Genomic DNA, 15,812 nt, shown 5'->3' with positions numbered 1-15,812 from the left:
CGCACCGCACACGTCCATGCATACCCCAGTCAAGCAAGCCGCAGCAACCCTGCGCGACGCCATCCGCGAAGCCGCCGATGGCCTGATCAACCGCGAGCACCTGGCCGAACTGATGATCCTCGGCGCCGTCGCGCAGGAACACCTGCTGGTCATCGGCCCGCCTGGCACCGCGAAGAGCGCCGTGGTGCGGCGCGTGGCGCAAAGCCTGGGCGGGCGCTATTTCGAGTATCTGCTGGGGCGCTTTACCGAGCCGTCCGAACTGTTCGGCGCGGTCAACCTGGCCAAGCTGCGCGACGGCTTGGTTGAAACCGACGTCGGCGGCATGCTGCCGGAAGCGGACATCGCCTTTCTCGACGAAGTTTTCCTCGGCTCGACCGCGATCCTCAACACGCTGCTGGGCATTCTCAACGAGCGCCAGTTCCGCCGCGGCCATACGCACATCGCCTGTCCGCTGCGCCTGTGCGTGGCCGCCTCCAACGCGCTGCCCGACGACGACAGCCTGGCCGCGTTCGCCGACCGCTTTTTGCTGCACGTGTTCGTCGAGGCGGTGCCCGACGCGCGCCTCGAAGACCTGCTGGCCGGCGGCTGGGCGGTCGGCCAGCGCGCCGTCGCGCCGCGCGCCGACATGGCCACGCTCGACGCCCTGCACCGCGCGGTGCCGCTGGTGGACATGCAGGCCGTGCGCGCCGACCTGGCGCAGGCGGTGCGCAAGCTGCGCGGGGCGCAGATCGTCCTGTCGGACCGGCGCATCGTCAAGGCCCAGCAACTGATCGCGGCGGCCGCCGTGCTGGCCGGGCGCAGCGTCGCCACCCGCGCCGACCTGTGGCCGCTGGTGTACGTGGTGACCAGCGCCGCCGGCCAGCAAAGCGCGCGCGAAACCCTGCGCGATCTGTTGGCCGAGGCGCGCCATCCGCTCCTGCACGCGGTGGTCGAAACGGCCGTGCAGCAGCCGCTGGCGCGCATCGCGCGCCTGGCCGAAAGCGCCGACCAGTTGCTGGGCGGCGCCCGTGGCGACGCCTTTCGGGGCGCGTCCGAATCCCTGCTGCGCGAAATCGACGCCAACTTCGGCAAGGACAAGCTGCCGCCGGAACTGTCGGCGCGCCGCGCGCAGCTGGTGGTGGCCGTGCAGGGCGCGTAATGAGCCCGCTGGGATGGATGGCGCGCCCCGCCGGCAGCGCGCCGGAAGCGCGCGGGCAGGTCTCGCAAGGCGCCGCGATGCGGCAGGTGCTGGCGCGCCTGGCGCGCTGCGATGACGAGGCACTGGCCGCGCTGACGGCGGTGGCCACGCGCGACATGCTGGTGCTGCTCGGGCGCGCCGCCGCGCTGCCGTGGGTCGACGGCGCGCGCTACTGCGCCCCGGACCCGCTCCAGCGCATGCTGTGGCTGCCCACCGACGTCGCGCCGCAACTGCCGCTCGACCTGGTGCTGGCCAACCTGGCCGGGCGTGGCGCGCATGTGCCTTTCCTGCTGTGGGACGCGCCTGAACAAGTGCTGCCGCTGGGCCAGCCGATTGCGCTCGACCGGGCCAGCCTGGCGTGGCTGGCGCGCGAACTCGCGGCATGACGACCTTGCTCCCGGACCGCTGGGATCCCTGGCTGGACAGCCTGGCGCCGGAGCTCGCCGATCCGCTGCGCGCGACGATGGCGCGCCTGCAAGCGCTGCTGGGCCAGTTGGCGCCGCTGGCGCCGCTGGCGCCCGATACGTATCCGCGCATGCGCTGCGTGGCCATGTTCGACGCCGGTCCGGGCCAGCCGGACAGCACGCGCGTGCTGCACATGGCGCTGTTCATCCTGCTGGCGCGGCGCGCGCGGGCGGCCAGGATGCATCTGTGCTGGGGCGTGCTGCAAGCGCCGGGCCGCTCGCGTTTCTGCGCCGACGAGCATGCCCTGGGCGCGCTGCTGACGATGCGCGCGCCCATGCCGCCCAGCCAGGCCGACATCGATGGGTGGAGCAAGGAGCAGGCCTCGCGCGATGCGCCCGATGAACTGTGGCAGGTCGGCGGCGCCGACAGCGCCGCGCTGGCGCACATGACGGTGCGGGTGACGGTGGCCGTGGCGCCCGACGGCGCATCGCTGCAGGTGATGCTGGCCCGGGAGGGCGACGTACACCAGCTGCGCCTGGCGCTGCCGGAGGCCGGCATCGTGCAACGCCTGGTGCGCCATCCGGTCGCGGCGCTGGCCGAGAATGGCCGCTTGCGCAGCGGCCTGCGCGACACGCCCACGCCCGAGCATGCGCCATCTTTCGGGCTGACCAATACGGCAGTGCTTACCTCGCGCTTCGATGGCGGCACGCTGGAGTTTCCCTTGCATCAAGCGCACACGCCGCATGCCGGCCTGCCAGTGCGGCGGCGCATGCCGAAACGCGGCAGGCTGCTCGGTCAGCTGTTGTTCGCTGGCGGCACTGGCCTGGGCCAGGTTGCGCTCAGTGGCGAGACCATGATCTTTAACGGCTTTGCCAGCGAGTTCACGGGTAACCGTCGCTGCCCGCTTCCTCCCCCGGAGCAGTTCCAGGTTCCCCGACGTGGTGGCGCACGGCTGCCGACGTTCTCCTTGTTTCATGGACGGATGCAGGCCATCTTCATGCTCGATGGCGCCGGCCGCCTGCTTGAATGGTCCGCCGGGCACGGCAAACCCGAGGTCCGGTTTCGCGTGGTCGCGCGCGACGTCGCTGGCGTGGCCCAGGGCTTCCAGACGCTCGGCTACGCCAGCGTTGCGGACGGCAGGACGATCATCCACGCCATTACCCAGCACGGACAAACGGCCGATCTCTGTTTTCCCTTTGCCGCCAGGCGCGTGCTGTTCGGCGAATTCATCGGCATGATCAGCCTTGCCCGGCTGGCCTTGCAGATCAGCGAGACGCAGTGGCTGCTCTCGGCCGGCGCCAGCATGCAGACGGTCGATGTCGATGATGGCGCCACCGTCATCGCGCTGGTGCGGGCATCGGCCAACGATGCGAAGCAGCCGGCGCTGCTGGTATTGAGCGCCGACCGCAAGAACGCGCACGTATGCACAGCCACGCGGCGCCAACTGGTGCTGGCCACCGAGCTGCCGATGATGCATCTGGTGACCGACCTGCGCGCGCAGTTGCTGTGCTCGATGCTGGCCGACACCCACGAGCTGTGCGTACGCCTTCTGCATGACGATGGCTTGCTGCTGCACGTGATTCCCGACCCGGCCGCGCTGCCCGGCGCGGGTGCCGCATGAAGCTGCCCGACGCACTGGCCGCGCTGCCGTCGGCCGACGGCGCGCCGCAACCGCCGCGCGCTGCGCGCATGCCGGTTCGGACGCGCCGGCACGGCCCGGTCCCCGGCGTCGGCGATACCGTCTTGCTGACCGATGCGCCGCGCTTCGCCCTGTGCGGCGACTGGCTGGTCGCGCCCAAGCCGGATGGCGGCAGCGTGCTGCACGCGGTGGCGAACTCCGTGCTCGGCCAGCCCGGCAAGCAGCGCCGCTACCGGGCCACGCCGCACCTGGCGGAACTGGGCGTGGTCCTGTTCGGCAAGGTGCTGGCGCGCGTGGTGAGCAATGGCGCGCAGCTGACCTTCGTGCGTTTTCCCGGCATGGACTTCGGCCAGCCGCGCAGCGCGCCGCTGCCCCCGGCGCAGCAGTTCCGCGCGCCGTCCGACCAGGGCCGCTGGCTGCCGACGTTCTTCCTGATCGATCACTCTCCCACCGGCGCCGGCGCGCGGGTGCTGATGCTCGACCAGGAGCGCAAGCTGGTGTGCTGGAGCGCCTATGGGCACAAGCAGGGAACGGGCGTGTGTTTCGATGAGGTGGCCGGCCAGGTGGTAGGCGCGTCGCAAACCCCGACATTGCTGATCTACGCCCGCAGCGATGGACAGCGCACCACCATCCATACCCTGGCGGCAAAGGCGCAACAGCCAAGCATGATCGCCACGTTCGACGTCGATGCCACGCAGGTGCTGTTCGGCCATGCGCACTTGCCCTGGCTGTACGCCATGCGCATTGATGGCACCACATGGCAGATGGTTGACCAGAATGCCAGGCTGCCCATTCCGATCCGGATTGCCGAAGGCGCCAGGGTGATCGCTGTCTTGCATGGCGGCCTGCTGATGGGCAGGAGGCAGGCGGCGTCCCTGCTGGTGCTCGGTGCGCAGCGGCGCACGCTGGAACTGCATTGGAACGACCAGAGCCGTGTGCTGGTGCGCAGCGATGCGCCGATTGCCCAGGCCGTGCTCGACGCGTCGGGCCGGCGCCTGTGCTGGCTGACCGAGCGCAACGCATTGAGCGTCATCGACCTCTCTGGCGGCGGCACGCTGTTGGCGGTCGCACCGGCGCCGGACCGGGAAGCGCCATGAAGCTGCCCGCGCAACTGGCGCCGTGGAGCGCCTGGCTGGCGCTGCTGCCTGCGCAGTTGGCCGCGCCGCTCGGCGCCATGCTGCTGCGCCTGCAGCCGCTGGTGGGCCGCATGGCGGGCGTGGCGGCCTGTCCGGACACGATTGCGACCGGCGCCGGCAGCCTTGCGCGGCGCGGCCAGTACCAGCACCTGTTACTGAGCGAATGGGCGGTGCTGGACGCCGCGCCGGATGAATTCATCCGCCGCGCGGCGGCCAACGAGCTGCTGTTTTCGGCGCCCGAACCGCAAGTGCAGCGCCGTGCGCATATCTGCGTGGCGCTGTTCGACGCGGGTCCTGCGCAACTGGGCGAACCGCGCCTGGCGCAGCTGGCGCTGTTCATCCTGCTGGCGCGCCGCGCGCAGGACGGCGCGGCCGACTTTAAGTGGGGCATCCTGCAGGCGCCGGACCGGCTGCACGACAACAGCGGGCGCGACGCGCTGCGCTCCCTGCTGGCCGCGCGCACGCTCGAGCGCGTGGGCGCGCAGCACCTGGACGACTGGAATTGGATCCTGGCCGGGCTCGAGGACGAGGCCGAGGTGTGGCAAGTGGGCGCGCCCGACGCCGTCGCCACCGGGCTCGCCAGCGCCCACGCCGCCATCGGACAGTCGCTGTTCGACTCTGGCCTGGAGGTGAGCATCACGCAGGGACGGCAGACACGCCGCCTGCAGCTGGAACTGCCCGCGCCGCAGGTCGGCGCGGGCCTGCTGCGCGATCCGTTCAAGCCACCGGCGCCGCCCAGGCCGCGCACCGAGGTCGGCGCCGGCGACACCGTCTCGCTGCTGTATGCGCCGCGCTTCGCCGTCAGCGGCGCCTGGATCGTCGCGGCCAGGCAGGCCGGCGGCAGCGTGCTGCACGCCGTGCCCAACTCGGCGTACGCCCAAACCGGCAAGCCGCGCCGCTATCACCCGACGCCGGATGCGACCGAACTGGGCGTGGTCTTGTTCGGCAAGATGCTGGCGCGCGTGGCCAGCAGCGATACGCACCTGACGTTCATGCGTTTTCCGGGCCAGGCATTCGGCCCGCCGCGCAGCGTGCCGCTGCCGCCGCTGGCGCACTTCCGGGTGCCGCCAGGGCCCAATCGCTGGCTGCCGACGTTTTTCCTGATCGACCATGCCCGCACTGGCGTCGGTGCGCGCGTATTCATGATCGATGTCGATAATCGACTGGTGTGCTGGAGCACCGGCATCGCGCATTCCATGCATGAGGTGCGCTTCGACCCGCTGGCCGACAAGGTGGTGGGCGCCATCCAGACCGACAACATGCTGCTGTACGCCCGCAGCGACGGCAAGCACACCACGATCCATTCGCTGGCGGCGAACGCCGCGCAGGCGGAGACAATCGGCGAGTACGAGTTCGCCGTGTTGCAGGTGCGCTTCGGCGGCACGCAGGACGGCTGGCTGTATGCCATGCAGCTCAGCGTGGGGGAATGGCGGCTGATCGACCGCCAGGCCACCCGGCACACCCGGATCCTGGTGCCGCACGGCGCCAACGTGATTGGCGTCACCCGTGCCGTGCATCAGACCGGGCACGGGCCGGCCTTGCTGGTGCTGGCGGTGGACCGGCTCACGCTGGAGCTGTTTTCAAAAGGTGACAAGCGGGTGATCGTGCGCAGCGACGCACCGATCGCCCAGGCGACGCTCGATCCGTCGAGCGACCGGCTGTGCTGGCTGACCGGCGCGCACGAACTATGCGTCATGAACGTGTACGACAGCGGTCCGCCGCTGTTGCGGGTGGGGCCGGCGCACCAGGCGGGCGGCGCATGAAGCTGCCCGCGCCACTGGCGCCGTGGCGCGCCTGGCTGGCGCTGCTGCCGGCGGAACTGGCCGCGCCGCTGGGCGCCATGCTGCTGCGCCTGCAACCGCTGGTGGGCCGCATGGCGGGCGTGGCGCCGGCGCCGGACAGCACGCCGGTCGGGGCGGGCGGCATTGCCCGGCGCGGCCCCTGCCATCGGCTGCTTCTGAGCGAATGGGCGGTGCTGGACGGCGCGCCCGATGAATTCTTGCGCCGCGCGGCGGCTGGCGAACTGCTGTTTTCGGCGCCCGAGCCGCGCGTGCAGCGCCGCGCGCGCACCTGCGTGGCGCTGTTCGACGCCGGTCCTGCGCAACTGGGCGAACCGCGCCTGGCGCAACTGGCGCTGTTCATCCTGCTGGCGCGCCGTGCGCAGGATGGCGCGGCCGATTTCAAATGGGGCATCCTGCAGCGGCCGGACCGGCTGCACGCCAACAGCGGGCGCGATGCGCTGCGCTCCCTGATGGGCGCGCGCACGCTCGAACGCGTCCGCACGCAGCACCTGGCCGGCTGGAATGCGGCCCTGGCCGGGCTCGGACTGGGGGACGAGGCCGAGGTGTGGCAAGTGGGCGCCCCCGGCGCCATTGCCGCCGCGCGCGCCAGCGCCCACGCCGCCATCGGACAGTCGCTGTTCGATGCCAGCCTGGAGGTGGCCATCACGCAGGCACGGCAGACGCGCCGCTTGCAGCTGGAGCTGCCCGCGCCGCAGGTCGGCGCGGGCCTGCTGCGCGATCCGTTCAAGCCGCCGCCGCCCACGCTGCGCAGCGACGTGAGCGCGGGCGACACCGCCTCGCTGCTGTTTGCGCCGCGCTTCGCCGTCAGCGGCGACTGGATCGTCGCGGCCAGGCGGGCCGGCGGCAGCGTGCTGCACGCCGTGCCCACCTCGGCATCCCTCGACCCGGCCCAGCCGCGCCGCTCCCATCCGACCCCGGATGCGACCGAACTGGGCGTGGTTTTGTTCGGCAAAGTGCTGGCGCGCGTGGTCAGCAACGGTACCGACCTGACGCTCATGCGTTTTCCGGGCCAGGCATTCGGCCCGCCGCGCAGCGTGCCGCAGCCGCCGCCGGAGCACTTCCACGCGCCGCCGGGCGAGAACCGCTGGCTGCCGACGTTTTTCCTGAGCGACCGTTCTCCCAAGGGAATCGGCGCGCGCGTGTTCATGATCGATCTCGCCGGCCAACTGGTGTGCTGGAGCGCCGGCAACGAGAAGCATGCGCCGGACGTGCGTTTCGATGCGCTGGCCGACAAGGTGGTGGGTGCCAGCCAGAGCCCCAACACGCTGCTGTACGCCCGCAGCGACGGCAAGCGCACCACGATCCATTCCTTGAAGGCCAGGGCCGTCGAGCCGGAAACAATCGGCGAATTCGCGTTCGCGGCGCTGCAGGCGCGCTTGAGCAGCGCGCCGGAAGGCTGGCTATACGCGGTGCAGCTCAATGTTGGAGAATGGCGGCTGATCGACCCGACTATCGGCCGGCGTACCCGGATCCTGGTGCCGCACGGCGCCACGGTGATCGGCGTCACGCGTGGCCGGCCATACGGTCCGGCCCTGGTGGTGCTCGCCGCCGACCGGCTCACGCTGGAGCTGTTTTCAAAAAGCGACCAGCGGGTGATCGTGCGCAGCGAGGCGCCGATCGCCCAGGCGACGCTCGATCCGTCCAGCGACCGGCTGTGCTGGCTGACCGGCACGCACGAATTATGCGTCATGAACATGTACGACAGCGGTCCGCCGCTGTTGCGGGTGGGGCCGGCGCACCAGGCGGGCGGCGCATGAAGCTGCCCGCGCAACTGGCACCGTGGCGCGCCTGGCTGGCGCTGCTGCCGGCGGAGCTGGCCGCGCCGCTGGGCGCCATGCTGCTGCGCCTGCAACCGCTGGTGGGCCGCATGGCGGGCACGGCGCCGGCGCCGGACAGCACGCCGGTCGGGGCGGGCGGCATTGCCCGGCGCGGCCCCTACCATCGGCTGCTCCTGAGCGAATGGGCGGTGCAGGACGGCGCGCCCGATGAATTCTTGCGCCGCGCGGCGGCCGGCGAACTGCTGTTTTCGGCGCCCGAGCCGCGCGTGCAGCGCCGCGCGCGCACCTGCGTGGCGCTGTTCGACGCCGGTCCTGCGCAGCTGGGCGAGCCGCGCCTGGTACACCTGGCGCTGTTCATCCTGCTGGCGCGCCGCGCGCACGAGGAAGGCGCCAGCTTCCGTTGGGGTGTCTTGCAAACCCCGGGCGCGCTCGATGCCGGATGCGGCCAGCAGGCGCTGATGCGCCTGATGAACGCGCGCACGGCGCTGCGTGCGGGCGGCGCCGCGCGCGACGGCTGGAATGGCGAACTGGCCGGGCTCGAGCCGCACGCCGAGGTATGGCAGGTGGGCGCGCCCGAGGCCGTGACGCTGCGGCGCGAAAGCGCGCGCGCCGGCATCATCGAGCCGCTGCTCGGGGAGGGCCTGCAAGTGAGCATCACGCAGCAGGGCAGGACGCGCGACCTGATGCTGGAGCTGCCGGCGCCGGCCAGCGCGGTGCGCCTGTTGCGCTATCCGGCCGGCGAGCCGGCCAAGCCGGTGCGCAACCGCATGGGCGGGCGCAATACGCCCTCGCTCAAGCATGCGCCGCGCTTTGCGTACTACCAGGCGCGCGTGGTCACCGGCCGGCCGGACGGCGGCACGCTCAGTTTTTCGTATCTGGACGCGTACGCCAGCATGCCGCCGGCGCCGCGGCGCCAGCGCGTGCCGAAACGCGGCAGCGTGCTGGGCATCTGCCCGCTGGGCTATACGGTGGCCGACGTGGCCGCGTGCGGCGAGACCCTGACCTTCCGGTATTTCGGCGGGGTGTTCGAACGCTGCGAATGCGCGCGCCCGCCAGCCGGGCAGTTCGCGGCGGCGCGCGGCTTGGGACGCTGGCTGCCGGTTTTCTTCCTGCACAAGACCGGCCATGACCAGGTCTTGATGATCGATAGCGCCGCGCGCCTGGTGCGCTGGCGCGCGCGCCATGACGGCGCTGGCGCGACCAGCTTCGAGCTGCTGGCCGGCGGCGTGGTCGGCGCGGTCCAGAGCCAGAACCGGCTGCTGTACGCCAGCGTGGCGGACGGCTTGACCAGACTGTATCGTTACGAGTCCGCCGCGCCGGAGCCGGTCGACGACCTGGTGTTCGAGTGGCCCGTCTTGCGCGTGCTGTACGGCGAAGTGAGCCTCGCCCCGGAGCACATGCTGGCCCTGCAAACGAGCGACACAGAATGGCTGCTGGTGCATGGACGCGCCTCGCGCACGCTGGTGATCGGCGACGGCGCGACGGTGATCGGGGTGGCCCGCCTGGCGCCCGACAGCGCCGAGCTGGCGCTGCTGGTGATCAATCCCGACCGCTGCACGGTGGAATTGCGCGGCGCGACGCAGCGGCGCGCGATCGTGCGTGCGCATTCTCCGATCGCCCACCTGACGCTCGATCCGTCCAGCCAGATCATGAGCTGGCTGCTGACCGCCAGCCACGAACTGTTCGTGCGCCGCTTGCATGGCGAACTGGCGCTGTTGCACTACCTGCCTGTCATGGAACAAACCGCATGGCCGCCGCATATCATTCCCAATGGAGTTCCCGATGTCGATTGAGATTCGCCAACCGCTGTGGAGCGGCTACCTTGAAGTACGCGCGCTGTGGTTCGACTTGCCGCTGCTGGGCGAGGCCGAGGCGCGCCGGCGCGTGCTGGGACACTGGCAGGCCGGTTCGCAGCTGTTCCTGGCCGCGGGCGGCTATCTGCTGGCCTGGCCGGCACCGCGCTGGCGGCATGTGGAAGCGCTCGACGCGCTGGCGCTGTGCCGGGTCGGTGAAGTGCTCAGCAGCGCACCGCTGACGACGGCCGAATTGAAAGCGCTTCCGGCCGGCGCTTACTGGCTGGTGCGGGGCGGGGTGGCGCAAGCGGCGCTGCCGCAGGCGCGCGTCGATCCCGCGCTGTGGCTGGCGCTGGACGCGATCGCGCTGCGCCAGCCGCTGGCGCCGCCGCCGCCGCCGCCGCCGGTCGAGTCGACCATGCAGGTCCCGATGGCCTTGCGCGACGTGCTGGGCGAGGCCATGCCCGTGCGCAGTGCCGACAGCATCGGCTTCGCGCGCAAGGAGATCGAGCGCCTCGAACAGGGCGCGCAGGGCAAGCCGGTGCCGGAGCCGTCCGGCGCGCGCGCCGCCGCGCTGGCGGCCGGCGTGGCGCTCGGCGTGCTTGGCCTGCTGGCGCGGGGACTGGGCGCCGGCGGCGCGCCGGGTGCGGGGCACGTTCCGGCGTATGGCGCGGAAACGGGGACAGGGAAGGGGACAGGGAAGGGCACAGGCAAGGGCGAGGCCAAGGGGGCGGGGCAGGACGGCGACGCGGCGCAAGGCAAGCGCGCCGGGCCGGGTCCGTGGGCGCGCGGCCTGTCGGCGCTGATGGCGCGCCTGGCGTCGCTGACCCGGGTGTCGAAAGTGCTGGGCTGGCGCCAGGCCACCTATCTCCAGCAACTGTTCGAGCTGTTCGACAAGGGCGACCTGGCCGAAGCGCTGCGCCACGCGGTGCCGATCGATGCGATCGGCGGCGGGGCGTCGCGACCGGCCCTGGGCACGCCGCGTCCGCGCACCAGCTTGACCGTGAGCGGCCCGAGTCCCTCCGCGCCGTCGATCAGCTTCGGGGAAGACCTGGTGACGCAGCTGCGCGCAGCCTACCGGCGCAGTGTCGAGCGGCTCGACCGCGAAGGGCGGATCGACGAAGCCGTGTACGTGCTGGCCGAGCTGTTGCAGTGTCCCCTGGAAGCGGTCACCTATCTCGAAAAGAAGGAACGCTATCTGCAGGCGGCGCAACTGGCCGGCACGGTGGAACTGGCGCCGGCGGTGGCGGTGCGGCTGTGGCTCCTGGCCGGCGAGATCGAGCGCGCGGTGCGCATCGCGCGCCTGCACAACGATTTCGACGCCGCCGTGCGCCTGCTCGAGAGCCGCGACAGCGAGCACGCGGCGCCGCTGCGGCGCGCCTGGGCCGAGTACCTGGCCGCGCGCGGCGACCTGATGGCGGCGATCGATGTCATCTGGCCCTTGCCCGAGCATCATGCGCTGGCGCTGGGCTGGCTGGTGCAGGCCGAACGCAGCGGCGGCACGCTGGGCATGCAGGCGCTGGCGCGCAAACTGGCGCTGATGCCGGGTACCTTGCGTTCGAGCGCGGCGGCGATCGACGCCCTGCTAGCGGCGCCCGGCGAGGAAGGCGTGCAGCGGCGCGCGCGCCTGGCGGTGGCGCTGGTGGGCGCCTTGCCGGCCTCGGACGCCACGCGCCGGGTGGCGGGCGCGCTGCTGCGCAAGGTGTTGCCGGAACGGATGGAAGGCTTGAGCCGGCTCGCCAAAACGGTGCTGATGCAACTGACCGACCTGGCCGCCAACGACGCGCTGCGCGCCGACCTGCCGCTGTTTTCGACCAAGGACGCGCAAGCGGCGCCGGGCATGCCGCTCAGTGGGCGCAGCGCGCCGCTGGTGGTCAGCCCGGAGGAACGCGGCCTGATGCCGATCCACGATGCGCGCGCGCTGCCGGATGGCGACTATCTGCTGGCGCTGGGCGAGAGCGGGGTGCTGCGGATCGGGCGCGACGGCGTCCAGCTGGCCCATTATCCGGTGCCGGCCGCGCACCTGGTGATCTCGCACAACGGCAAACGCGCGCTGGCGCTGATCAGGCGTGAGCGCAGATACCGGGTCAGCCGCCTCGACCTGATCAGCGGCGCCGTGTCGGACTGGCTGACGCTGGAACTGACGCACTGGTCGCCCGATTACGATGGCGTGTCCTGGAGCGTGGCCCTGGAGCGGCGCCTGGCGGTGCTCGACACGAGCGCGCCGCAGCAGAGCATCGTCTGGCAGGTGGCGGACTTGCCGGGACCGATTATCGGCTATGCCGACCGGGCCGGCGCGCTCACGCTGCTGCTGCAGGTGGACGACGGCATCGAGCAGTGGTCGTACGAGCAGCCGGGCCGCCACCTGCGCCAGCGCGACTGGTGGAAGGACATCAGCATGTACGAGGGCATGTCGATCTTGCCGGGCGCGGCGGGCGAGGCGCCGTATCTGGTGAGCGCCGACTGGATGAATGAGCAACTGCTGGTCGCCCAGCATGGCAAGCCGACGCCGGTGACGGTGGCGCTGGAGTCGAACACGCCGCTCACCGTGATCATCGACGGCAAGTGGCTGGTGCTGATCGTGGCGGTGGGAGAGGCGGTCCGCTGCCAGATCGTGACCCTGGCCGATGGCAAGGTGCGCGCCCGCGTCGAGTTGGCGCAGGACGATGGCGCGCGCTTCAGTTTTCACGACGGACGCCTGCTGGTGTTCGACCGGGCCGGGCGCCTGGTCGACATCGATTGCGCGTCCGGCCTGGCGCACAGCCTGTGCCTGAGTTGAGTAATCCGTATGCGGCGCCGGCCAGTAGCGCGCCGGGCGCGACCTACACGGCCTCGGTGTTCGGCTTGCACGGACGCATCGGGCGCGGGCGCTACCTGATGTATTCGGTCTTTCCCACGTGCGCGACGCTGTTGCTGATGGCGCCGCTATTCGTGCTTGCCGGGTGGTTTCTGGGTACTGCCATGCTGGGCTTGGCGCTGCTGGCCTTGCTGTCGCACCTGCTCATCGTGGCTGCGCGCCGCCTCGACGACCTCGATCGCGCGCGCGGGTGGATCCTGCTGCTCGGGGTGCCGGGAGTCAACGTGCTGTTCGTGCTGTATCTGCTGTGCGCCCCCGGCAACCCCGACGCCAACCCGCGCGGCCCGGCGCCCACCTCGAGCGTATCGGCGTTCGCCCAGGCGGCGTGGCTGGCCTGCGCCTTGCTGCCGGTCATTGTGGTGCTCCTGTATGGCCTCGCCAAGTTCAAATTGCCGGTATGATATTGCCATTTTGATCTGTATGCTTCTTGTCTGGATTTGCCAATGACCAATCTGTACGCCGCGCCATCCGCCGACATGAGGGCCACCGCCTATCAAGGCGACACCTACCTGCCGCGCATGTTTCAAAAGGAGGGCCGCATCGGCCGGGTGCGCTATCTGGTGTACGAAATGGTCATCACCGTGCTGACCGTGGCCGCGATGAGTGTACTGCTGAGCTGGCTGATCCCGGCGTACGGGCCGATGCTCAGCATGTTCGCCGTGGCGGTCTGGATTCCATCGACGGCAGTGACGCTGGTCGTCACGCGCCGCCGCCTGCATGACCTGGGCAAGTCGGGCTGGCTGGGACTGCTGCATCTGGTCCCCGTGGCGAATCTGTTTTTTGGTTTGTGGATGGTGTTCGGACGCGGCGATCCGGACGCCAACCAGTTTGGCGTGCCGCCGGCGCCGACCACGCGGCCGCTGGTGATTGCCGCCTTCTTGATTCCGGTCGCCATCATCGCGGTCTTGCCGGGTTACCAGGATATCCAGGAAAAGTGGTTTGCCGATATGGTTCGCTTCAAGACCGATGAACTCATGAAAGAGTACAAGGCAAAGGCGGCGGCAAAGGCGGCGACCGCCGGGGACGATGTTGACGAGGACGCCGCCGCGTCGGACGACGCCAGCGCCGACGGCGAACAGGCGGCCGCGGCGCCGGAGAAGGCCGGTTCGACGCCGGCCCGGTGATGGCGGGGAGCGACGCCATTGGATAATCCTAATCTTAATCCTTACGCAGCACCGGCATCGGATCTGAATCCGGCCCGGGACGCGCGCGCCAGCTACACGCCGACCCCGTTCAGCCTGGATGGGCGGATTGGCCGTTTGCGCTATTTGGTGTATGGCTTTTTGCCGGGGGTGTTGTTGCTGATGCTGGTCGCGTATCTGATCGGGCCGCTCGGGCTGGTCGAGCGGCGCGCGCTGGCGCAGCTGCTCGCGCTTGCGGGCGCGCTGGTCGCGCTGGCGCTGGCGCTGGCGATGACGCGGCGCCGCCTGCACGATCTGGCACGGCCGGGATGGTGGGCGGTGCTCATGCTGCTGCCGCCGGTCAATCTGCTGGCGCTTGGCTATCTGCTGTACCGGGCCGGCGACGCGGGCGGCAACCGCTACGGGCCGCCACCGTCCGAGAACACGAGCTTGGTGGCGTCAGGGGTGTGGAGCATGCTGCTGCTGGGGGTGACGGCGCTTGTGGCGCAGTTCGATGTCGGGTGAGGCGGGCCGGTGGCGATAATGATGTTGGTGGCACCGCACCCGGGGTAGCCTCAATCCACCGAACTTAAGCGCTCCCCGCCGTTGGCACTACTTTAGTTGAAATAGTTCTTGACAGAATCGCCGCTTCGCGCGGCCGCCGCCCTGATTGCGAGGCTTTTTTCGCGAGCAGGGCGGCGGCCAATGAAGGTCTTTTTGATCTTCATTGGCCGCCATGTCGTTACCTTCTCTGTTTGCCGCATTTTCCGCCCACATGCACTCTGCTCAATTTCGTGATCTTGCCCGCCACGCCGACGCCGGTAACGCATTTGTACGGCGGCGCAAGCTGCCACTGCCGACCCTGATTGCAGTGATGCTCACTGGCATGCGCAAGTGCATCCAGACCGAGCTTGATGAATTCTTCGCGCACCTGTAACAGCAAGCACAACTGGCGCGGCACGTCTCGGAGCAGGCATTTTCCAAGGCCCGCTCCAAGCTGTCCGCCACCGCCATCCCCTCGCTGAACGACTGGCTCATTGCACGTGCCGATGCCGATGGCTACGTTCCGCGTTGGCACCAGTTGCGCTTGGTAGCCGCAGACGCGTCAACCCTGCGTTTCGGCTGGCGTGACAGCCACGTTCCCCGTGCCGCCAGTGCAGATCAGATCGCCTTCGGCCACTATCTTCCGGGCGCCGAAATGATGCTGGCAGCGTCGCTGCACAGTGTCCACGAGAACGAGCGTCAGATGCTGTTTCAGCATCTCGACAGCCTCAACAGCGACGACCTGTTGCTGATGGACCGGGGCTATCCGTGTCGCTGGCTGGTAGCTGCGCTCAACGCGCGCAATATCAAGTTTTGCATGCGCGTTGAAAAGTCCGGCAACGCCGGTTTCGCCTGCGTACGCGACTTCCTGCTCTCGGGCCAGCACGATCAGATCGTCACGCTGGCCGCACCAGATCGCCGCGATGCAGCCGACTTCGAGTGTCCCGCCGAACCCCAGCGGGTACGTCTGGTGCGACACGTCGCATCGACTGGCAAGATGCGTGTGTTAATGACGAACCTGTTTGATTCGGATGCGTTTCCGGCCGACGTATTCGGCGACCTTTACCACCAGCGTTGGCGTATCGAAGAGGCCTTCAAGCGGCTCAAACACCGGCTCAATCTGGAGCACGTCTCGGGCCTGTCGCAACTGGCAGCAATGCAGGACTTCGCTGCAAAGATCCTGTGCGATAACCTGCAGGCGCTACTGACACAGGCTGCATCAAAAAAGTCGCCGCCATCGCCAACCCGCAAAATTAACCGCGCCGCCGTTCATTCCATTCTCAAGCCGCTGCTGCCGTCGTTGCTGCTGTGCGAGGTGGTCGCCATGCTGTTACATGACGCACTTGACCTCATTGCCCGACGAACCTACTCGCACCAACCAGGTGTGATGAAAACGAAGCAAAGGAAGAATGGACCGAAGCCGCATAAATCGATCCTGAATCCGTGCTCCGAAATTGACAGACACATTCCCATCCGCAAAGCGACTATTTTTTGCGGATTTTCTGCTGTGCTCGGGCCGTTGTCCAGCGCTGTTGCGCTCCAGGCTGCGCTTATCCGTCAC

Annotated in this window: 13 protein-coding genes; all 13 read left to right on the top strand. The window is 69.7% G+C overall.

Going from position 1 to position 15,812, the window contains the following annotated elements; all coding sequences use genetic code 11:
* Positions 1–16 precede the first annotated feature (16 nt).
* Complete coding sequence (locus F1735_RS25455) at positions 17–1,138, top strand: AAA family ATPase (RefSeq protein WP_167239532.1); 1,122 nt, start codon at positions 17–19, stop codon at positions 1,136–1,138.
* On the top strand, positions 1,138–1,563 hold the full coding sequence (locus F1735_RS25450; protein ID WP_167232055.1) for a bpX5 domain-containing protein: 426 nt from the start codon (positions 1,138–1,140) through the stop codon (positions 1,561–1,563). The genes F1735_RS25455 and F1735_RS25450 overlap by 1 nt, the downstream gene beginning before the upstream one ends.
* The gene (locus F1735_RS25445) at positions 1,560–3,203 is read left to right on the top strand and encodes a hypothetical protein (protein ID WP_167239531.1); all 1,644 of its coding nucleotides are present in this window, start codon (positions 1,560–1,562) and stop codon (positions 3,201–3,203) included. The genes F1735_RS25450 and F1735_RS25445 overlap by 4 nt, the downstream gene beginning before the upstream one ends.
* Positions 3,200–4,318: a hypothetical protein gene (locus F1735_RS25440; RefSeq protein ID WP_167239530.1), complete on the top strand. Its 1,119-nt coding sequence runs from the start codon at positions 3,200–3,202 to the stop codon at positions 4,316–4,318. Before F1735_RS25445 ends, F1735_RS25440 begins: the two co-directional genes overlap by 4 nt.
* The gene (locus tag F1735_RS25435; RefSeq protein WP_167239529.1) at positions 4,315–6,120 is read left to right on the top strand and encodes a hypothetical protein; all 1,806 of its coding nucleotides are present in this window, start codon (positions 4,315–4,317) and stop codon (positions 6,118–6,120) included. Before F1735_RS25440 ends, F1735_RS25435 begins: the two co-directional genes overlap by 4 nt.
* Complete coding sequence (locus F1735_RS25430; RefSeq protein WP_167239528.1) at positions 6,117–7,916, top strand: hypothetical protein; 1,800 nt, start codon at positions 6,117–6,119, stop codon at positions 7,914–7,916. The genes F1735_RS25435 and F1735_RS25430 overlap by 4 nt, the downstream gene beginning before the upstream one ends.
* Positions 7,913–9,730, top strand: coding sequence for a hypothetical protein (locus F1735_RS25425; protein WP_167239527.1), 1,818 nt, complete (start codon positions 7,913–7,915; stop codon positions 9,728–9,730). Before F1735_RS25430 ends, F1735_RS25425 begins: the two co-directional genes overlap by 4 nt.
* Complete coding sequence (locus F1735_RS25420; RefSeq protein ID WP_167239526.1) at positions 9,720–12,509, top strand: bpX6 domain-containing protein; 2,790 nt, start codon at positions 9,720–9,722, stop codon at positions 12,507–12,509. Before F1735_RS25425 ends, F1735_RS25420 begins: the two co-directional genes overlap by 11 nt.
* Positions 12,506–12,988: a DUF805 domain-containing protein gene (locus F1735_RS25415; RefSeq protein WP_167239525.1), complete on the top strand. Its 483-nt coding sequence runs from the start codon at positions 12,506–12,508 to the stop codon at positions 12,986–12,988. The genes F1735_RS25420 and F1735_RS25415 overlap by 4 nt, the downstream gene beginning before the upstream one ends.
* 42 nt (positions 12,989–13,030) lie before the next feature.
* Positions 13,031–13,711: a DUF805 domain-containing protein gene (locus tag F1735_RS25410; RefSeq protein ID WP_167239524.1), complete on the top strand. Its 681-nt coding sequence runs from the start codon at positions 13,031–13,033 to the stop codon at positions 13,709–13,711.
* An 18-nt stretch (positions 13,712–13,729) separates the two neighbouring features.
* Complete coding sequence (locus tag F1735_RS25405) at positions 13,730–14,233, top strand: DUF805 domain-containing protein (protein ID WP_167239523.1); 504 nt, start codon at positions 13,730–13,732, stop codon at positions 14,231–14,233.
* A gap of 211 nt (positions 14,234–14,444) precedes the next feature.
* Complete coding sequence (locus tag F1735_RS36795; RefSeq protein ID WP_229505957.1) at positions 14,445–14,645, top strand: hypothetical protein; 201 nt, start codon at positions 14,445–14,447, stop codon at positions 14,643–14,645.
* 12 nt (positions 14,646–14,657) lie between these two features.
* The coding region (locus F1735_RS25400) for an IS4 family transposase (protein ID WP_267876693.1) at positions 14,658–15,812 on the top strand (1,155 nt) is incomplete at its 3' end.

Source organism: Massilia genomosp. 1 (assembly GCF_011682185.1).
Taxonomy (GTDB): Bacteria; Pseudomonadota; Gammaproteobacteria; order Burkholderiales; family Burkholderiaceae_D; genus Telluria_A; species Telluria_A rubra.
This window is presented reverse-complemented; position numbering and strand designations above follow the sequence as displayed.